General features: G+C 46.7%; 11 protein-coding genes. 5 read left to right on the top strand and 6 right to left on the bottom strand.

All coding sequences use genetic code 11. The features are described 5' to 3' along the window. Positions 1 to 328 precede the first annotated feature (328 nt). Together AB6805_RS25745 and AB6805_RS25740 are read left to right on the top strand one after the other, a co-directional pair. Positions 329 to 3,478: a SusC/RagA family TonB-linked outer membrane protein gene (locus tag AB6805_RS25745; RefSeq protein ID WP_370912329.1), complete on the top strand. Its 3,150-nt coding sequence runs from the start codon at positions 329 to 331 to the stop codon at positions 3,476 to 3,478. Positions 3,479 to 3,507: 29 nt separating this feature from the next. Continuing rightward, positions 3,508 to 5,109, top strand: coding sequence for a SusD/RagB family nutrient-binding outer membrane lipoprotein (locus AB6805_RS25740; RefSeq protein WP_370912328.1), 1,602 nt, complete (start codon positions 3,508 to 3,510; stop codon positions 5,107 to 5,109). Positions 5,110 to 5,388: 279 nt separating this feature from the next. Here the strand turns inward: AB6805_RS25740 and AB6805_RS25735 are convergent, their stop codons facing one another. The 3 genes from AB6805_RS25735 to AB6805_RS25725 all read right to left on the bottom strand — a co-directional run bounded on the left by AB6805_RS25735 (position 5,389) and on the right by AB6805_RS25725 (position 9,201). Next, complete coding sequence (locus AB6805_RS25735) at positions 5,389 to 6,201, bottom strand: alpha/beta hydrolase (RefSeq protein ID WP_370912327.1); 813 nt, start codon at positions 6,199 to 6,201, stop codon at positions 5,389 to 5,391. 85 nt (positions 6,202 to 6,286) lie between these two features. Next, on the bottom strand, positions 6,287 to 8,611 hold the full coding sequence (locus tag AB6805_RS25730) for a M1 family metallopeptidase (protein ID WP_370912326.1): 2,325 nt from the start codon (positions 8,609 to 8,611) through the stop codon (positions 6,287 to 6,289). Between the two features lie 8 nt (positions 8,612 to 8,619). After that, positions 8,620 to 9,201, bottom strand: coding sequence for a HupE/UreJ family protein (locus tag AB6805_RS25725; RefSeq protein ID WP_370912325.1), 582 nt, complete (start codon positions 9,199 to 9,201; stop codon positions 8,620 to 8,622). A 68-nt stretch (positions 9,202 to 9,269) separates the two neighbouring features. Here AB6805_RS25725 and AB6805_RS25720 point away from each other — a divergent pair, with 68 nt between their 5' ends. The 3 genes from AB6805_RS25720 to AB6805_RS25710 all read left to right on the top strand — a co-directional run bounded on the left by AB6805_RS25720 (position 9,270) and on the right by AB6805_RS25710 (position 10,578). Next, a complete protein-coding gene (locus AB6805_RS25720) occupies positions 9,270 to 9,758 on the top strand; it encodes a DUF6702 family protein (RefSeq protein WP_370912324.1) in 489 nt (162 codons plus the stop codon). Positions 9,759 to 9,850: 92 nt separating this feature from the next. Next, on the top strand, positions 9,851 to 10,144 hold the full coding sequence (locus tag AB6805_RS25715) for a type II toxin-antitoxin system HigB family toxin (protein ID WP_370912322.1): 294 nt from the start codon (positions 9,851 to 9,853) through the stop codon (positions 10,142 to 10,144). 53 nt (positions 10,145 to 10,197) lie between these two features. Continuing rightward, complete coding sequence (locus AB6805_RS25710) at positions 10,198 to 10,578, top strand: type II toxin-antitoxin system HigA family antitoxin (protein ID WP_370912321.1); 381 nt, start codon at positions 10,198 to 10,200, stop codon at positions 10,576 to 10,578. Here the strand turns inward: AB6805_RS25710 and AB6805_RS25705 are convergent. Genes AB6805_RS25705 through AB6805_RS25695 form a run of 3 tightly spaced genes read right to left on the bottom strand, consistent with a single transcriptional unit; the run spans position 10,575 to position 13,947 of the window. Beyond that, positions 10,575 to 11,867, bottom strand: a complete 1,293-nt coding sequence (locus AB6805_RS25705; protein ID WP_370912320.1) for a phenylacetate--CoA ligase family protein — start codon at positions 11,865 to 11,867, stop codon at positions 10,575 to 10,577. The genes AB6805_RS25710 and AB6805_RS25705 overlap by 4 nt on opposite strands. 11 nt (positions 11,868 to 11,878) lie before the next feature. Continuing rightward, positions 11,879 to 12,256 (bottom strand): holo-ACP synthase, encoded by a 378-nt coding sequence (locus tag AB6805_RS25700; RefSeq protein WP_370912319.1) that lies wholly within the window; start codon positions 12,254 to 12,256, stop codon positions 11,879 to 11,881. Positions 12,257 to 12,261: 5 nt separating this feature from the next. Then, a complete protein-coding gene (locus tag AB6805_RS25695) occupies positions 12,262 to 13,947 on the bottom strand; it encodes a C45 family autoproteolytic acyltransferase/hydolase (protein ID WP_370912317.1) in 1,686 nt (561 codons plus the stop codon). Position 13,948: the final 1 nt, after the last annotated feature.

The raw sequence follows: 13,948 nt of genomic DNA, 5'->3' as shown, positions 1-13,948 counted from the left end.
CGACTCCTTTCCGGAAGCGCCACATTTGAACGCTTTATGCTACGCAGCCTGTAACAAACAGACGTTATTAAAAACAACATTTCATGTAAGGAAAACACATAACAACAAACTGCTTTGCTCAACCCGGTCAACACATTGCCATTAGCGATGAGGCCTTGCACGCCCCTATAGGCCGGTAAATGCATGTAACACGAAGAAAAACAGCCGCTAAAGGATGGTACGCGCCATGCTAACGGACATCTCATTTCCAAACAATGCACGCAATAAAAAAATGGTCAGTTTAATTCAACAATACAAATCCCATTTATTAACCAAAAAAAAGGCAAGTATGAAAAAAAACCTACGCCTTATGAAAGTGTGCGCTATGACCGGTCTGGCCCTCACTTCCATATTAGCAGACAGTGCATATGTGAAGGCAGCCAGCTATGTATGGTCGCCCGCATCTTCATTCCGTAGCACTTTCCAGGAAAAAGAAATCAGCGGCACCGTAAAGGACAGCAAAGGCAATCCTCTTCCTGGTGTTACTGTACAAATTAAAGGCGCCTCCAAAGGCACCCAAACAAGCGCAGAAGGTAAATATCACATCAATGCCAAAACCGGTGATGTACTTGTTTTCAGCTATGTTGGTTTTGCCATTAAAGAAAGTACCGTTGGCAACAGCGCTACCCTCAATGCAACCCTGGAAGACAATGTAAGAGGACTGAATGAACTGGTAGTTACCGCGCTGGGCATCCAGCGTAAAGCAAAGGATCTCACCTACTCTACCCAGCAGGTAAAAGGAGAAGATCTCACGAATGTAAAAGAAACAAACGTTATCAATAGTTTATCCGGTAAGGTATCCGGATTGCAGATCAACCGCAGCGCTTCCGGTGTGGGCGGCTCTGCCAGGGTGATTTTACGCGGACAAAAATCTATCCGTGAAAACCAGCCGCTGTACGTGATCGATGGAGTACCCATCGCGAACTTCACCAGCGCACAGCCAGGTGATCTCTGGGGACAAGCATCAGGTGCTTCCTCCGGTGGACGCGATGGTGGCGACATCCTGAGCACCATCAACCCGGACGATATTGAAAGCATCAACGTACTGAAAGGCGCTTCTGCATCTGCACTGTACGGCAGCCAGGCGGGTAATGGTGTGATCATCATTACTACTAAAAAAGGGAAAGCCGGTCAGGCAAAAGTGAACTTCTCTTCTAACTTCACTATCGACAGACCTGCATATCTGCCCGAATCACAAAACTCCTATCTTCAAACCGGCGCCGGCACTATTGATAGCTGGGGTAAAGCAGGCAGCAGTAAGGAAATTGTAAAAGACTTCTTCAAAACAGGCACCACCTGGATCAACTCCGTAAACGTAGCCGGCGGTACAGAAAAGGCACAAACCTATTTCTCCTACTCCAATACCACGAATACAGGAATAATGCCTACTGCAAAGTATGGTCAGCATACGCTCAACTTCAGGGAAACAGGTACTTTCCTCAACGATAAACTGAACATTGACGCGAATGTGCAGATGACCACACAAAATGCACATAACCGCCCTACTTCCGGTTTATACTATAACCCGCTTACCGGTTTATACATCTTCCCAAGAGGACTGGACTTCGAAAGTTATAAAAACAATTACGAATACTTTTCTGCCCAACGTAACGTGAACATGCAGAACTGGTGGAATATCAATTATGATAAGGGCCAGGCGGGAGAAGACTTTCAGCAGAATCCATACTGGATCCTCAACAGGAACGTCACTGAAAACAGGAAAGATAACCTGATTGCTTCGCTGAGTTTGCGTTATGCTATCAACGACTGGTTAAATGTACAGGTACGCGGTAACGCCAACAAAGCATGGGATAAGTATGAGCTGAAAGCAAATGCCGGTACACAAACTACCATTGCAGACGCCAACGGCCGTTATACCTACGATTACCTGACCAGCACACAATACTACGGCGACCTGTTAGTATCGGGTAACAGGAAACTGTCCGATAAACTCGGGTTCAATTTCACTGCCGGTACCAGCATCAACGACCTTAAACAAGACCGTACCTTTATAGATTCCAAAGACGGCGACCTGGCCTTTGCCAACGTATTCCACATTGGTAACCTGAACCTGAGCCCTGCCGCAAAATTAACGCCCACAGGCGCCAGAAGACAGATTCAATCCGTATTTGCAACAGCGGGTGTGAACCTGAGCGAAAAAGTATTCTTGGACCTGACCGCCCGTAACGACTGGTCATCCACCATGGCTTATACCCCTTCCATGAAGAAAGGTTACCTGTATTATTCAGCTGGTTTAAATACTATTCTGAGTGATGTATTTAAGATGCCTTCCGCGATCACGTATTCAAAGATCCGCGCATCTTATGCGAAGGTGGGTAACGACGTGGACCAGTTTGTAACACGCCCTACCAACCAGATCATTTCCGGAACGCTGATATCAAACATTGCCGGTCCTTTTGGCGGCGTGGCATTGAAACCAGAGATCACCACTTCCGTTGAAATCGGCACAGAGTGGAGATTCTTCGACAATCGCCTGAACCTGGATGTTACCTGGTATAATTCACACACCAAAGACCAGTACTTCGACTTCCCCGTATCCGTAGGTTACCTGTATCCTAATGCTTACCTGAATGCAGGTGATGTACAGAATACCGGTATAGAAGCCACGCTGGGTTTCCAGGTAGTTAAACAGAAGAACGTGGGCTGGAATACTGCCTTCAACTTCACCCGTAACAGGAATAAACTTATCAGACTGGCGCCGCAGTTAAACGGTGATTATACCCTCACACCAAGAGGCGATAACGTTAATACATATGCGCTAGTACTGCATGAAGGAAGCTCCTATGGCGACATTTACGGCAGGAAAGCAGTGCGCAGTGAAAGCGGTGCACTCGTAATAGATGACGAAACCGGTAAGCCAAAAGCAAAAGACGGCAAACTGGAATACCTCGGTAATCCCACACCAGACTTCCTCCTGGGATGGAGCAATACTATCAACTGGAAAAAGTTCAATGTAAACATCCTGGTAGATGGCCGCTTTGGTGGTAAAGTAATGAGTATTACCCAGGCCATGATGGACCAGTATGGCGTATCAAAAGCAAGCGCAGATGCCCGTAATAACGGTGGTGTGGATGTACCTGCTGTTTATGCCAGTGGTAAAGCATACACCGGAAAAGTTCCTGCAGATCTCTACTACCAGGGCATTGGCGGTCGCGCAGGCATCACTGAATTCTACATGTATGATGCTACCAACATCCGTTTAAGAGAATTATCCATCAGCTATAATTTCGCATTGAAACCAGGATTCTTCAAAGACATGAAGCTTGGACTGGTAGGACGTAACCTGTTCTTCATCACTAAAAAAGCGCCTTACGATCCTGAATTGAGCATGAGTACCGGCAATGGTGTACAAGGTGTGGATGTATTTGGTTTACCATCTACCCGCAGCTTTGGATTGAACCTGAAATGTGCATTTTAACCTGATTAAGAACAACAAAAACAAGAGCTATGAATTATAAAATATTCAAAATAGCTGGTCTGGCGATGGCAGCCACACTATGCTTCAGCAGCTGTACCAAAAACTTTGAAGACATCAACAAAAATCCATACGGCTCCACTGATGAGGAGTTAGCGGCTGATTTCGCCCTGGTACCTGCCCTACTGCAACAGGCACAACGCAGTATTTACCTGTATCAGCCGGCGCCTACCTTCCAGTTGCAACAAAATCTCCTGAGCGATATTTACAGTGGTTATATGATGTCTCCTACTCCGTTTGGCGGCAACATCAACAACATCACATACAGCTTCGTGGATGGCTGGATCAACACTACTTTCAGCACCGGCTATACCAATGTAATGAACCCCTGCTATAAAGTAGCCGGTTTTACAAAAGGTAAAGTACCCGATAGCTACGCCATGTCGCTGATCGTGAAGGTGGAAGCCATGCACCGTACCTCCGATATCTTTGGCCCCATCATCTACAGCAAATACAATACACCCAGCGGTGATGGTTCTGTTGAGTACGACAGCCAGAAGGATGTTTATTATACCTTCTTTGAAGAACTGAAAACAGCGATCGATATTCTAACGCCGCTGGCCGATAAACCGTCTACAGAGCTGTTTAAAAAATCAGATCTCGTATACGGTGGTAATTACAAACAATGGTTACAGTTTGCCAATACCCTCCGCTTAAGACTCGCACTGCGTATCGTAAACGTAGATGCTGCAAAAGCCAAGCTGGAAGGTGAAGCCGCACTCGCCAATGCCGGCGGACTGCTGCAAACTTACAAGGATAACTTCACGGTGGATATCGGAAGCACCACGCATCCGCTGAACACCATCTGCGGCTCTTGGGGCGATATTCTAATGGGTGCACCCATTGGTACTTATCTCGGTGGTTACAACGATCCACGCCTGCCCCTGTACTTCAAGAAAGCAGTGGACCCCGCGGTAAAAGACCGGTATATCGGTATCCGCAATGGTATTAACATTGACGGTAAGGCGCGTTACGCCGACTATTCCAAACTGGTAGACCTGCCTGGTAAACTGCAACTGGTAACAGCTGCCGAAGCCTGGTTCCTGAAAGCAGAAGCAGCCATCCGCGGATGGGCAGGCGCAGGTAACGCACAAACCAACTACGAAACAGGTATCCAGACATCCTTTAATCAATATTCATTAGGCAGCGCCAGCACTTATTACAACAATGCCACTTCCCTACCTGCTGAATACATTGATCCCAAAGCCATGACTGCCGGACAAAATGATATTAAGAAGGGTTCACAGTACCTGAGCACCGTTACCATCAAATGGGAAGAAGGCGTTACACTCGACAGGAAACTGGAACGAATCATCACCCAGAAATGGATCGCTAACTTCCCTGAAGGACAGGAAGCATGGAGTGAGTTCCGCCGCACCGGTTATCCTAAACTGTTCCCTGTTGTTGTGAATAATAGCGGTGGAAAAGTAAGTACAACTGATTTCGTCCGCAGGGCCCCATTCCCAAGTAACGAATACTCTACCAACGGTGCTGCCGTTGCGAAAGCCGTGAGTACACTGAGCGAACCAAAAGACGTAGGCGGTACCCATTTGTGGTGGGATCCGAAAAAATAATTACCAGACATTCTTATTTTGAATCGCGTGCATAAAAAAGGCCGGTCCTGTTGAGGACCGGCAGCGAATTTTGTCTTGGCTCAGGATTACGCTGATTTTACTGATTACCTGGATTTTTACTTCTGGATTTTATAAAGGATTAAGGGAGATTAAAGCGGATATATTCGCTTTAATCTCCCTTAACTATTATTAAATCTAAAAATCAAAAAAAATCAAAAAGTAAAAATCCAGGTAATCAGTAAAATCAGCGTAATCCTGAGCCAAGACAAAATTCGCTTTTTACCTTTGAAAGAACTCGTGGAAAAACAACAGCTGGTATTTCACCGCGTTAGCCCAGTATTTCCAGTTGTGTTCTCCCGGGCGCTCCGTATAGTCGTGGGCGATACCTGCCAGTAATAATTTTTTATGAAGATCCCGGTTTACGTCGATGAAGAAGTCTTTCACCCCGCAATCGATGATGATGGACAATGCGCCGGATTTGAGGCTATCTACCTGCTTGAGCACTGTATAGTCGTACCAGTTAGCGCCATCTGTGCCGGGTTCGCCCAGGCGTTTTTTCAGGTCCCAGTTTTTTGGGAAGGGGCGAAAATCCACGCCGCCGCTCATGCTGCCGGCGGCTCCAAATACATCCTGGTGGCGGATGGCAAGAAACATAGCACCATGGCCACCCATGCTTAAACCGGCGATGGCCCTGTGAGCGGGTTCGGGTAAGGTCTGGTAATGCTGGTCAATGTATTGTGGAATTTCCTTCGACACATAGGTTTCAAAACGCATGGAGCTGTCTATGGGGCTGTCGAAATACCAGCTGGTTACTGCGCCATCGGGGCATACGATCATGCACTGATAGGTGTCTGCCAGCTCTTTGATAATGGGTACGTTGGTTACCCAGTTAGCGAAGTTGCCACCGGCGCCGTGCAGCAGGTATACCACCGGGTAGCGTTGCGTACCGTTTTTATAGGTATTGGGGGTGATGACCACGCATTTGTAGGCACGCTGCATTTTGCCGCTGTGAATAGAAACGGTATCTACATCCGCGGCCCTGGCTGTTTGCGCCAGGCATATCAATAATAAAAATCGGGCTATTCCTTTCATAACTCGGGCTTTTAAAAGACTCTAAAAAAAGTATGGCGGCTACCATACCAGGATGATAGCCGCCACAAAATATAAAATAGCTTGTTTATTTTGTACTTGCTTTCTTCATCGGGTTATCGCCGGTTGAAGCGCCACGGATACCTCCTGATGACTTAAACAACTCAAACCTGGAGGGAGCAGCTTCCCGTGGCCAGCTGTTGTTGCTTTCATCGATATCGGCTGTTTCACGCAATGGGTCAAGCTTCACGGCTACTACCTCTTTATCTTTTGCAAACACCTTTGTAACGGCATTTTCATCTTTGCGCCAGATGTAGGCGGAGATCCGGTCGGTTTCTTTGGTGCCATCTGCAAACGTCCACTCAATGATGAGCGGCATCACCAGCCCTCCCTTATTAGAGAATGTCAGCTGGTAAAAGTTCTTCTTACTGTCGTACAAGGCTTTTTCTTCTTTGCTCAGGTCGTTATAGAACTGAGTGTAAGCCGCTTTATCTTCCTGGCTTACCTCGAAGCGGTTCCATTTGCTGTAGAAGTCCTGCAGGCTGGTATCCTGGTCCACCGTGTATTTTACGCCGGCCGCCTTATTCCTCTGCATCGCTACGTGATCCATATTTTTATCGTAGGCTGCCTGCGCTGTTTTGGCTGTTTCTTCCGGATTCTTGCCATCCATGCGATACCATTTGAGGCTGTCGATAGAGATATCCACCGGTTCCGTTCCAAAGAACCATCCGCGCCAGAACCAATCCAGGTCTACTGCAGAGGCGTCTTCCATGGTACGGAAGAAATCGGCCGGTGTGGGATGTTTGAAGGCCCAGCGGCGTGCGTATTCACGAAATGCAAAATCAAACAGGTCGCGGCCCATGATAGTTTCGCGGAGGATGTTCAATCCTGTAGCCGGTTTTGCATAGGCATTGGGCCCAAACTGCACGATGTTCTCGGAGTTTGTCATGATGGGCTCCAGCTGATCTTTCGGCATCTTCATATAATCCACGATCTTATGAGCAGGCCCGCGGGAAGAAGGAAAGTTGCTGTCCCACTCCTGTTCCGCCATAAACTGGCAGAAGGTATTGAGGCCTTCATCCATCCAGGTCCACTGCCTTTCATCGGAGTTCACGATCATGGGGAAGAAGTTGTGCCCCACTTCATGGGTGATTACCCCGATCATCCCGTTCTTTGTTGACTCACTGTAGGTGCCGTCTTTATCGGCGCGGCCATAGTTAAAACAGATCATTGGATATTCCATGCCGTTGGCCGCTTCTACAGAAATAGCCACCGGGTAAGGATATGGAATAGTATGTTTGGAGTAGGACTGAAGGGTATGCGCCACTACTTTCGAAGAATAACGGCGGTAGAGCGGATAGGCTTCCGGCCCGTAGTACGACATGGCCATTACCTTGTTGCCTTCCACATTGGTAGCCAGGGCGTCCCATACGATGCGGCGGGAAGATACCCAGGCGAAGTCGCGTACATTCTGCGCTTCATATACCCAGGTGTTTGTTTTGCCGGCGTGGCCCTGCATGGCTTTCTTTGCGTCGTCGAGGCTCACCACTTCAACAGGCTCTTTGCTGTTCTGCGCCTGTTGCCAGCGCTGGTATTGCGCCGGTGTGAGTACTTCTTTATAGTTCTGGCATTCACCGGTGGCGCCCACCACATGATCGGCAGGAACGGTCATGCGTACACGAAAGTTCCCAAACGTGAGGGCGAATTCCCCTCTGCCGGTAAACTGCTTGTTCTGCCAGCCCTGGAAGTCGGAATATACTGCCAGTCGCGGATACCACTGGGAAATGGTGTACAGGTAATTTTTATCTTCCGGAAAATATTCATACCCTCCGCGGCCCCCGATGGTCATACGATCGGAAATATTATACCACCAGGATACTTTAAACCGGTACTTCTCGCCGGGCATCAATGGCTTTGGCAGGTCGATGCGGAGCATGGTCTGGTTGATGGTATAAGGCAATGCTTTGCCATCGGCATCTGTGAGCTTTACAATCTTTACGCCGAGGTCCTTCCCGGAAGGCAGAATGTTGTTCAACGTAGCCAGCGTCATTTTATCAGACATACGGCTTTCATTGAACTGCTGGTTATCGCTTTTGCTGTCGTGTTCATTCTCGTCGAGCTGCAGCCACAGGTAGGTAAGCGGATCGGGAGAATTATTAAAGTAGGTGATGGTTTCTGCGCCGGTGAGTTTCTGCTGCTCATCATCCAGTTGCGCCTCGATCTCGTAATCGGCTCTTTGCTGCCAGTATTTAGGGCCGGGAGCGCCGGAGGCCGAGCGGTACATGTTGGGTGTTTGCAGCATGGTTCCCAGCTGCTCAAAACGGTTGCCATGGTTGGATCCCGGGTTATTTTGCGCCTGCAGCAACAAAACGCTGCAACACAATACCCCCGCGAGGTAAAGTTGTTTTCTCATAAACAGTATTATATAAACAGTGCTCTTACGCTTTGAATGATCATTAAAAATGCGACGCCAAAGGTGGCAGAAGAAAGGAACATGTTCCAATCCCGGCGTTTTACGCCTCCAAAATTCACGATCGCAGAGGAAATGAGCAGTATACACATCACAATGATGATCTGCCCGAATTCCAGCCCTAAATTGAATCCCAGCAGTGGCTTTACAATATTTGCCTGGCTTCCCAGCAAACTTTTCAGATAATTGGAAAACCCCAGTCCGTGAATTAAACCGAAAAATAAGGCGTAAAAATAGTTCAGTTGCAGCTTTTGCGGCTCATCGTCTTTCCGGATAATGTTGGAAACAGCCGTTACACAAATAGTGACCGGTATCAGGAACTCAATAAGCGCCGCAGGTATACGAACAATATGTAACACACTCAAAGCCAGCGTAATAGAATGACCGATGGTAAATGCGGTCACCAATACCAGTACTTTCCTCCAATCACGCAGCAGGTATATGGCACTCAACGCTATTATAAAAAGAATATGGTCATACGCATCCCAATTTATAATATGTTGCCACCCCAGCTGAAAATACAACTCATCCATTGTTCCCTTTTCTATAATTTTGGTAATTATAAAAAGTAAAAGTTAATTTTTTTTAAAATCTTAGTCCAGTGGGTTTATTATTATGTAAATGGTGGATGACTTTGTGGCTCACAGCCCTGCATCCCTTCTATGCAAGCGTGACAGAGATTTCGCACGACGCCGGTAAAAAGGAACTGCAGGTAAGCTGCCGCATTTTTACAGACGACCTGGAAAATACCCTTAAAGCACAGTATAAAATGCCGCTGGATATCACCCACCCTTCCAACCGGAAACAGGTGGAAGGCTATATTTCCGCCTATCTTTCCCAGCACCTCGTGATCACACTCGACGGTAAAAATGTTCCCCTGCACTTCATTGGCTATAAAATAGAAGAAGACGCAGTGTGGAGCTTCCTGGAAGCGGAAAATGTGCCCGCGCCAAAACAGGTACAGGTAAAGAATAACCTGTTGTATGAACGCCATTCCACGCAAACAAATATGGTGCATGTGCTGGTGGGCGGAGAGCGGAAAAGTGTGAAACTGGATAACCCGAAAGAGGTGGCGGTGATGGGGTTTTAGGCCATAAAAACAGATTTCGAAAGTTTCAATAAACTAAATTAAATTTCATTTATTGAAATTTAATTCCTATCTTCGAGAGGTAAACTCTTGTTATGGTGATCGTTTCGAAAACTGCAATCAATGAGTTTTCCTTAAAACATCCAGACGCTGTTGACCCTTTATTATACTGGTATTATATTAGTAAACTGGCTGATTGGTCAAAGTTTTCGGATATAAAGGAAAGCTTTAATACTGTAGACTATATTGGTGACGACTTATACGTTTTTGATATAGGTGGAAATAAATTCAGACTAATAGCAAGGATTTTCTTTCGTGTCCGAACCGTGTATATAAGATTTATAGGTACTCACAAAGAATATGATAAAGTAAAACCTGACTCGCTTTAATAACAGGCCCATCTGCACATGGGGTGATGTGTGCACACAGTAAAAACGATAATATGAAAAAGTTACCCAACCCTTCCTTTTCTACTGAAAAAGAGTATGCTGCCGCAATGCAACGTATTCACCTATTAATGAAAAAAGGTGAATCCAATTTAAGTGCTAATGAATTAAAAGAACTTCAACAACTTTCCATCGCTGCTGAGCATTATGAAGATACACGTTATCCAATCCCTAAGCCAACTACATTGGCTGGCATGATAGCGTTAAAAATGTTTGAGATGAAACTCAAACAAAAAGAGATGGCAAGTATGTTGGATATCGGAGAAGCCAAATTTTCACAGATATTAAATGGCAAACGGGATCCGGATGTGGATTTTCTGAAGAAAATTTATCACAAGCTCAAAATTGATGCGGAGTTTATTATGCAGCATGTTTAACTCCTGTTATCCAAAAACTTCACCGGCTTCCGGCTGTTCTCCGGGAACTGCATCCGCATAATATCCTGCTGACCCGTATACCGTACCTGCGGAATGACACGCAGCTTCGCCTGCAGATAGGACTTTATCTTCCGGTCCATTTCCTCTGATTCTTCCCGCGGCCACAAGTGCAGCAGTATTTCATCCGTACCAAGTTCATTGGAATATACTTCCACCACAAATTCTTTCACATCTTCCATATCATTGAGCAAATCAAACAGGGCAGGTGGATACAGCGTAGTACCTTTATATTTGATCATCTGTTTTTTACGGCCTATTACGGGAGATAACCGGAGCGTATGTCTGCCGCAGGAACAGGCTTCATAATGATACTGGCAGATGTCGCCGGTTTTGTAACGTAGCAGGGGCATGCCTTCCACGCCCAGGGTGGTAATAGTTACTTCGCCTTCTTCACCGGGGGCAACAGGCTGATTGTTTTCATCCAGCAACTCAACGTAGAGCAGTTCCGGATGGTGATGACCACCCTGCCCGGCTTTACATTCGGTAAAAGCAGTTTGCATTTCAGTGGATGCGTAGGTAGAATAGAGTTGGATATTCCATTGCTCCGTGATCTTCTTGCCCAGTACATTCAGTGAAAAATCCGTATTACGGATATTCTCCCCGATGCAAACAGCTTTCTTTACAGACGTTTGATTGATATCTATATGATGCTCTTGGGCATAAGCAATCAGCTTTACAATAAAAGAAGGAACACCTACAATGGTGGTAGGCTGTATCCGCTGAATGTTTTCCCATTGCATGCTTGGTACCCCAGGCCCCACACGCAGTACGCCCGCTCCCAGTTTACGGATGCCGTTGTAATAAGCCATACCTGCCATAAACTGGCGGTCCAGCGTGAGCATGAGCTGATAGATATCGCTATCGGTACCGTCTGCACAACAGAAAGAAATATATTCATTATAGCTTAAACGCTGCAGGTCCTTTTCCGTTAAGGCAATGATCACCGGGCGTCCTAAAGTGCCGGATGTAGTAGTGTATTCGGCTATTTTACTTTTATCTACACAAAGAAATTCCCAGTTGTGTTCCTGGAGATCTTCTTTTGTTACGGGCGGGATTTGTGAAAATGCTTCCAGCGATTGAACCTGGTCTGCAACGATGCCGTGTTTTTTAAACCATGCTTTATAGAATGGTGAAAATTCTCGCAGGTAACCCAGCAGGCGCATTACTTCCTTCTCCTGGTAGGCCCTGATGGCTGCTTTCGACTGTAGTTCAATATCCGGTATATACATCTTCTATAAATTTATCCTTCTAAAATCACCATTGCAACAGCGGCACTTTTTTCATGGGATAAGGATACCCATATTTTCCTGATGCCTGATGATGCATATCTGTCTGCGCCATTTCCTATTAAAAATAATTCCGGTTTCCCAACTTCATTATTGCGGATCTCTATTTCATCGAAGTTCACACCGCCGTTTCCCCAGCCGGTACCCAATGCTTTGAGCAGGGCTTCTTTCGCAGCAAAACGAGCAGCATAACTTTCTGCCGGCATCGCCTGGTTCTCACAATAGCTGATTTCAAAAGGAGTAAATACCAGGTTACGGAATCCATCTCCTTTCGCCAGCTTGGCCGCGATACGCGGTACTTCTACGATATCTGTTCCGATGCCAATGATCATAGTGGTTAGCTTTTTAGTTTAGCATTGCACAGTGCCAGTTGTTTGCGGATGTGATCTTCCTCTCCTTTGGTAGCAATTACTTTTGTTAACGCTGTTTCGTAATAATCCTTCGCCTTTGCATATGCTTTCAGCTGATACTCATAATCGCCCGCCAGCACATAAGTATGATAATAAGCCGGGTTGGAAGCGATCAATGCCTGTATATCCACTGCCTTTCCTTCTTTCAGCTGGTCTCTCAGCCTGCGGTAGGTTTCAAAGGCAAGATAATCTTTTGACAGCAGGAAACTATCAGCCGCAATGTTCTGTGCGCTGTCATATACTTCATGGTCGGTAGTAAGACCATGCATGCTGAAAATTTTATTCAGATCGTACGCCACAAACTGCCCCAGCTGGTAGGGAGCTGTAGATACCCATACCATCCCTTTCTTAGGTTCAAATACAATAGAGTGATGCGCAATCAGCTGGTTAATGGCTTTCTCATTCCCCATCCCGATATCGGCGTTGTGTAAACCACCGCGGTCGCGCAGGATATCCACCGTTTTCTGAACAGTATTGGGTCCTTTCTCTTTCATCAGCTCTGTCAACCTTTCGTAGCGGTATTCAGAGGCGCTTTCCTTTATCTGCAATTTGTTAGAGGCCAGGCTGCCCAGTGAATCGCCCTGGAAGTGGTTGGTACAGGTAATAAAATTTTTACCGGAGCTGTACATATCCATGCCCTCAGGCGTTTTTTCAATGAGCACCGCTTTATTATCTTCCGCAGAACCTACGAGGAAAGATTCCGAAACAAACATCTTACGCTTCCGCGCAATCTCCCATGCTTCCTGGATGTTCTTCGCATATTGTAGTATTTCCCGCGCTACCAGCGATACCGGCGTAGCAGCAGCTGTAGGCACGCTGGTTTTGGCAGCATTGATGGTTACGGTGAGTCCCTTGTCGTTCATGCCGGAAACCACGCCGGTAAAGCCACCCCAGGTGACAAACATAAAGTTGTGCCCCTTTTCAGGACGGTAGAATACTACCATCTTCTGTTCCGCAAAGGCATCGCCCATATAAAAATCGAAGTTGCGGCCGATGATCAGGTTACTGTCGGCCGACTGGTCATTCCAGGTGCCGAACGACGTACAACCCACCAGCATCATGCCTTGCAGGGCATGCCCAATGTCGTGCGCTGCATGATAGTTCATCAGCCGGGCATAGTTGGTACCGATATAATCGTAGTTGGGAGAAGCAGAAAAAGACTCCCCGTAAATTTCTTCTTTAAACTCTTCCGGCACATGATCCGCCAGGTCGCGGTTAAACCATCCGATAAAATATTTCAGGAAGTGCAGGTAAAAGGTGGAAGGCACCATTTTGCTGAACTGCGCCACAAATACGTCTTCCTGGCGCCGGATCAACTCCCCGGAGAGCTTCCCGTTGATCACCCCTCTTTCAAAAGGAGCGCCTTCTACATACATCTCGTATAAACCACTGTTGCTTTTACGGAACCAGTTGTTACCCAGTGTATACGCGGTGCTGTCCAGTTGAGTACGTTGCAGCTGCAACGCACGCTGGTCGGCTATTACCGGCGGCGGCATTTTACTTACTGATACCAGGTAAATGGCCAGCCCGATAAAAAGCAATACAAAAAAGCCAATGATGTATAGTAGTATGCGTCCAAATCTTCTCCAGCCGCTGCGTTTCTTATTTTTCACT

Source organism: Chitinophaga sp. RCC_12, from assembly GCF_041360695.1.
In the GTDB taxonomy this organism is placed as follows: domain Bacteria; phylum Bacteroidota; class Bacteroidia; order Chitinophagales; family Chitinophagaceae; genus Chitinophaga.
The sequence above is the reverse complement of the archived record's forward strand: the minus strand, read 5'-3'. Positions and strand labels throughout refer to the sequence as shown.

What these genes read in the sequence shown, in the direction of transcription:
- AB6805_RS25745 (WP_370912329.1), top strand. Translation starts at nt 329, where the DNA reads ATGAAAAAAAACCTACGCCTTATGAAAGTGTGCGCTATGACCGGTCTG.
- AB6805_RS25715 (WP_370912322.1), top strand. Translation starts at nt 9,851, where the DNA reads ATGGTGATCGTTTCGAAAACTGCAATCAATGAGTTTTCCTTAAAACAT.
- AB6805_RS25700 (WP_370912319.1), bottom strand. Translation starts at nt 12,256, where the DNA reads ATGATCATTGGCATCGGAACAGATATCGTAGAAGTACCGCGTATCGCG.
- AB6805_RS25710 (WP_370912321.1), top strand. Translation starts at nt 10,198, where the DNA reads ATGAAAAAGTTACCCAACCCTTCCTTTTCTACTGAAAAAGAGTATGCT.
- AB6805_RS25740 (WP_370912328.1), top strand. Translation starts at nt 3,508, where the DNA reads ATGAATTATAAAATATTCAAAATAGCTGGTCTGGCGATGGCAGCCACA.
- AB6805_RS25725 (WP_370912325.1), bottom strand. Translation starts at nt 9,201, where the DNA reads ATGGATGAGTTGTATTTTCAGCTGGGGTGGCAACATATTATAAATTGG.
- AB6805_RS25735 (WP_370912327.1), bottom strand. Translation starts at nt 6,201, where the DNA reads ATGAAAGGAATAGCCCGATTTTTATTATTGATATGCCTGGCGCAAACA.
- AB6805_RS25730 (WP_370912326.1), bottom strand. Translation starts at nt 8,611, where the DNA reads ATGAGAAAACAACTTTACCTCGCGGGGGTATTGTGTTGCAGCGTTTTG.
- AB6805_RS25705 (WP_370912320.1), bottom strand. Translation starts at nt 11,867, where the DNA reads ATGTATATACCGGATATTGAACTACAGTCGAAAGCAGCCATCAGGGCC.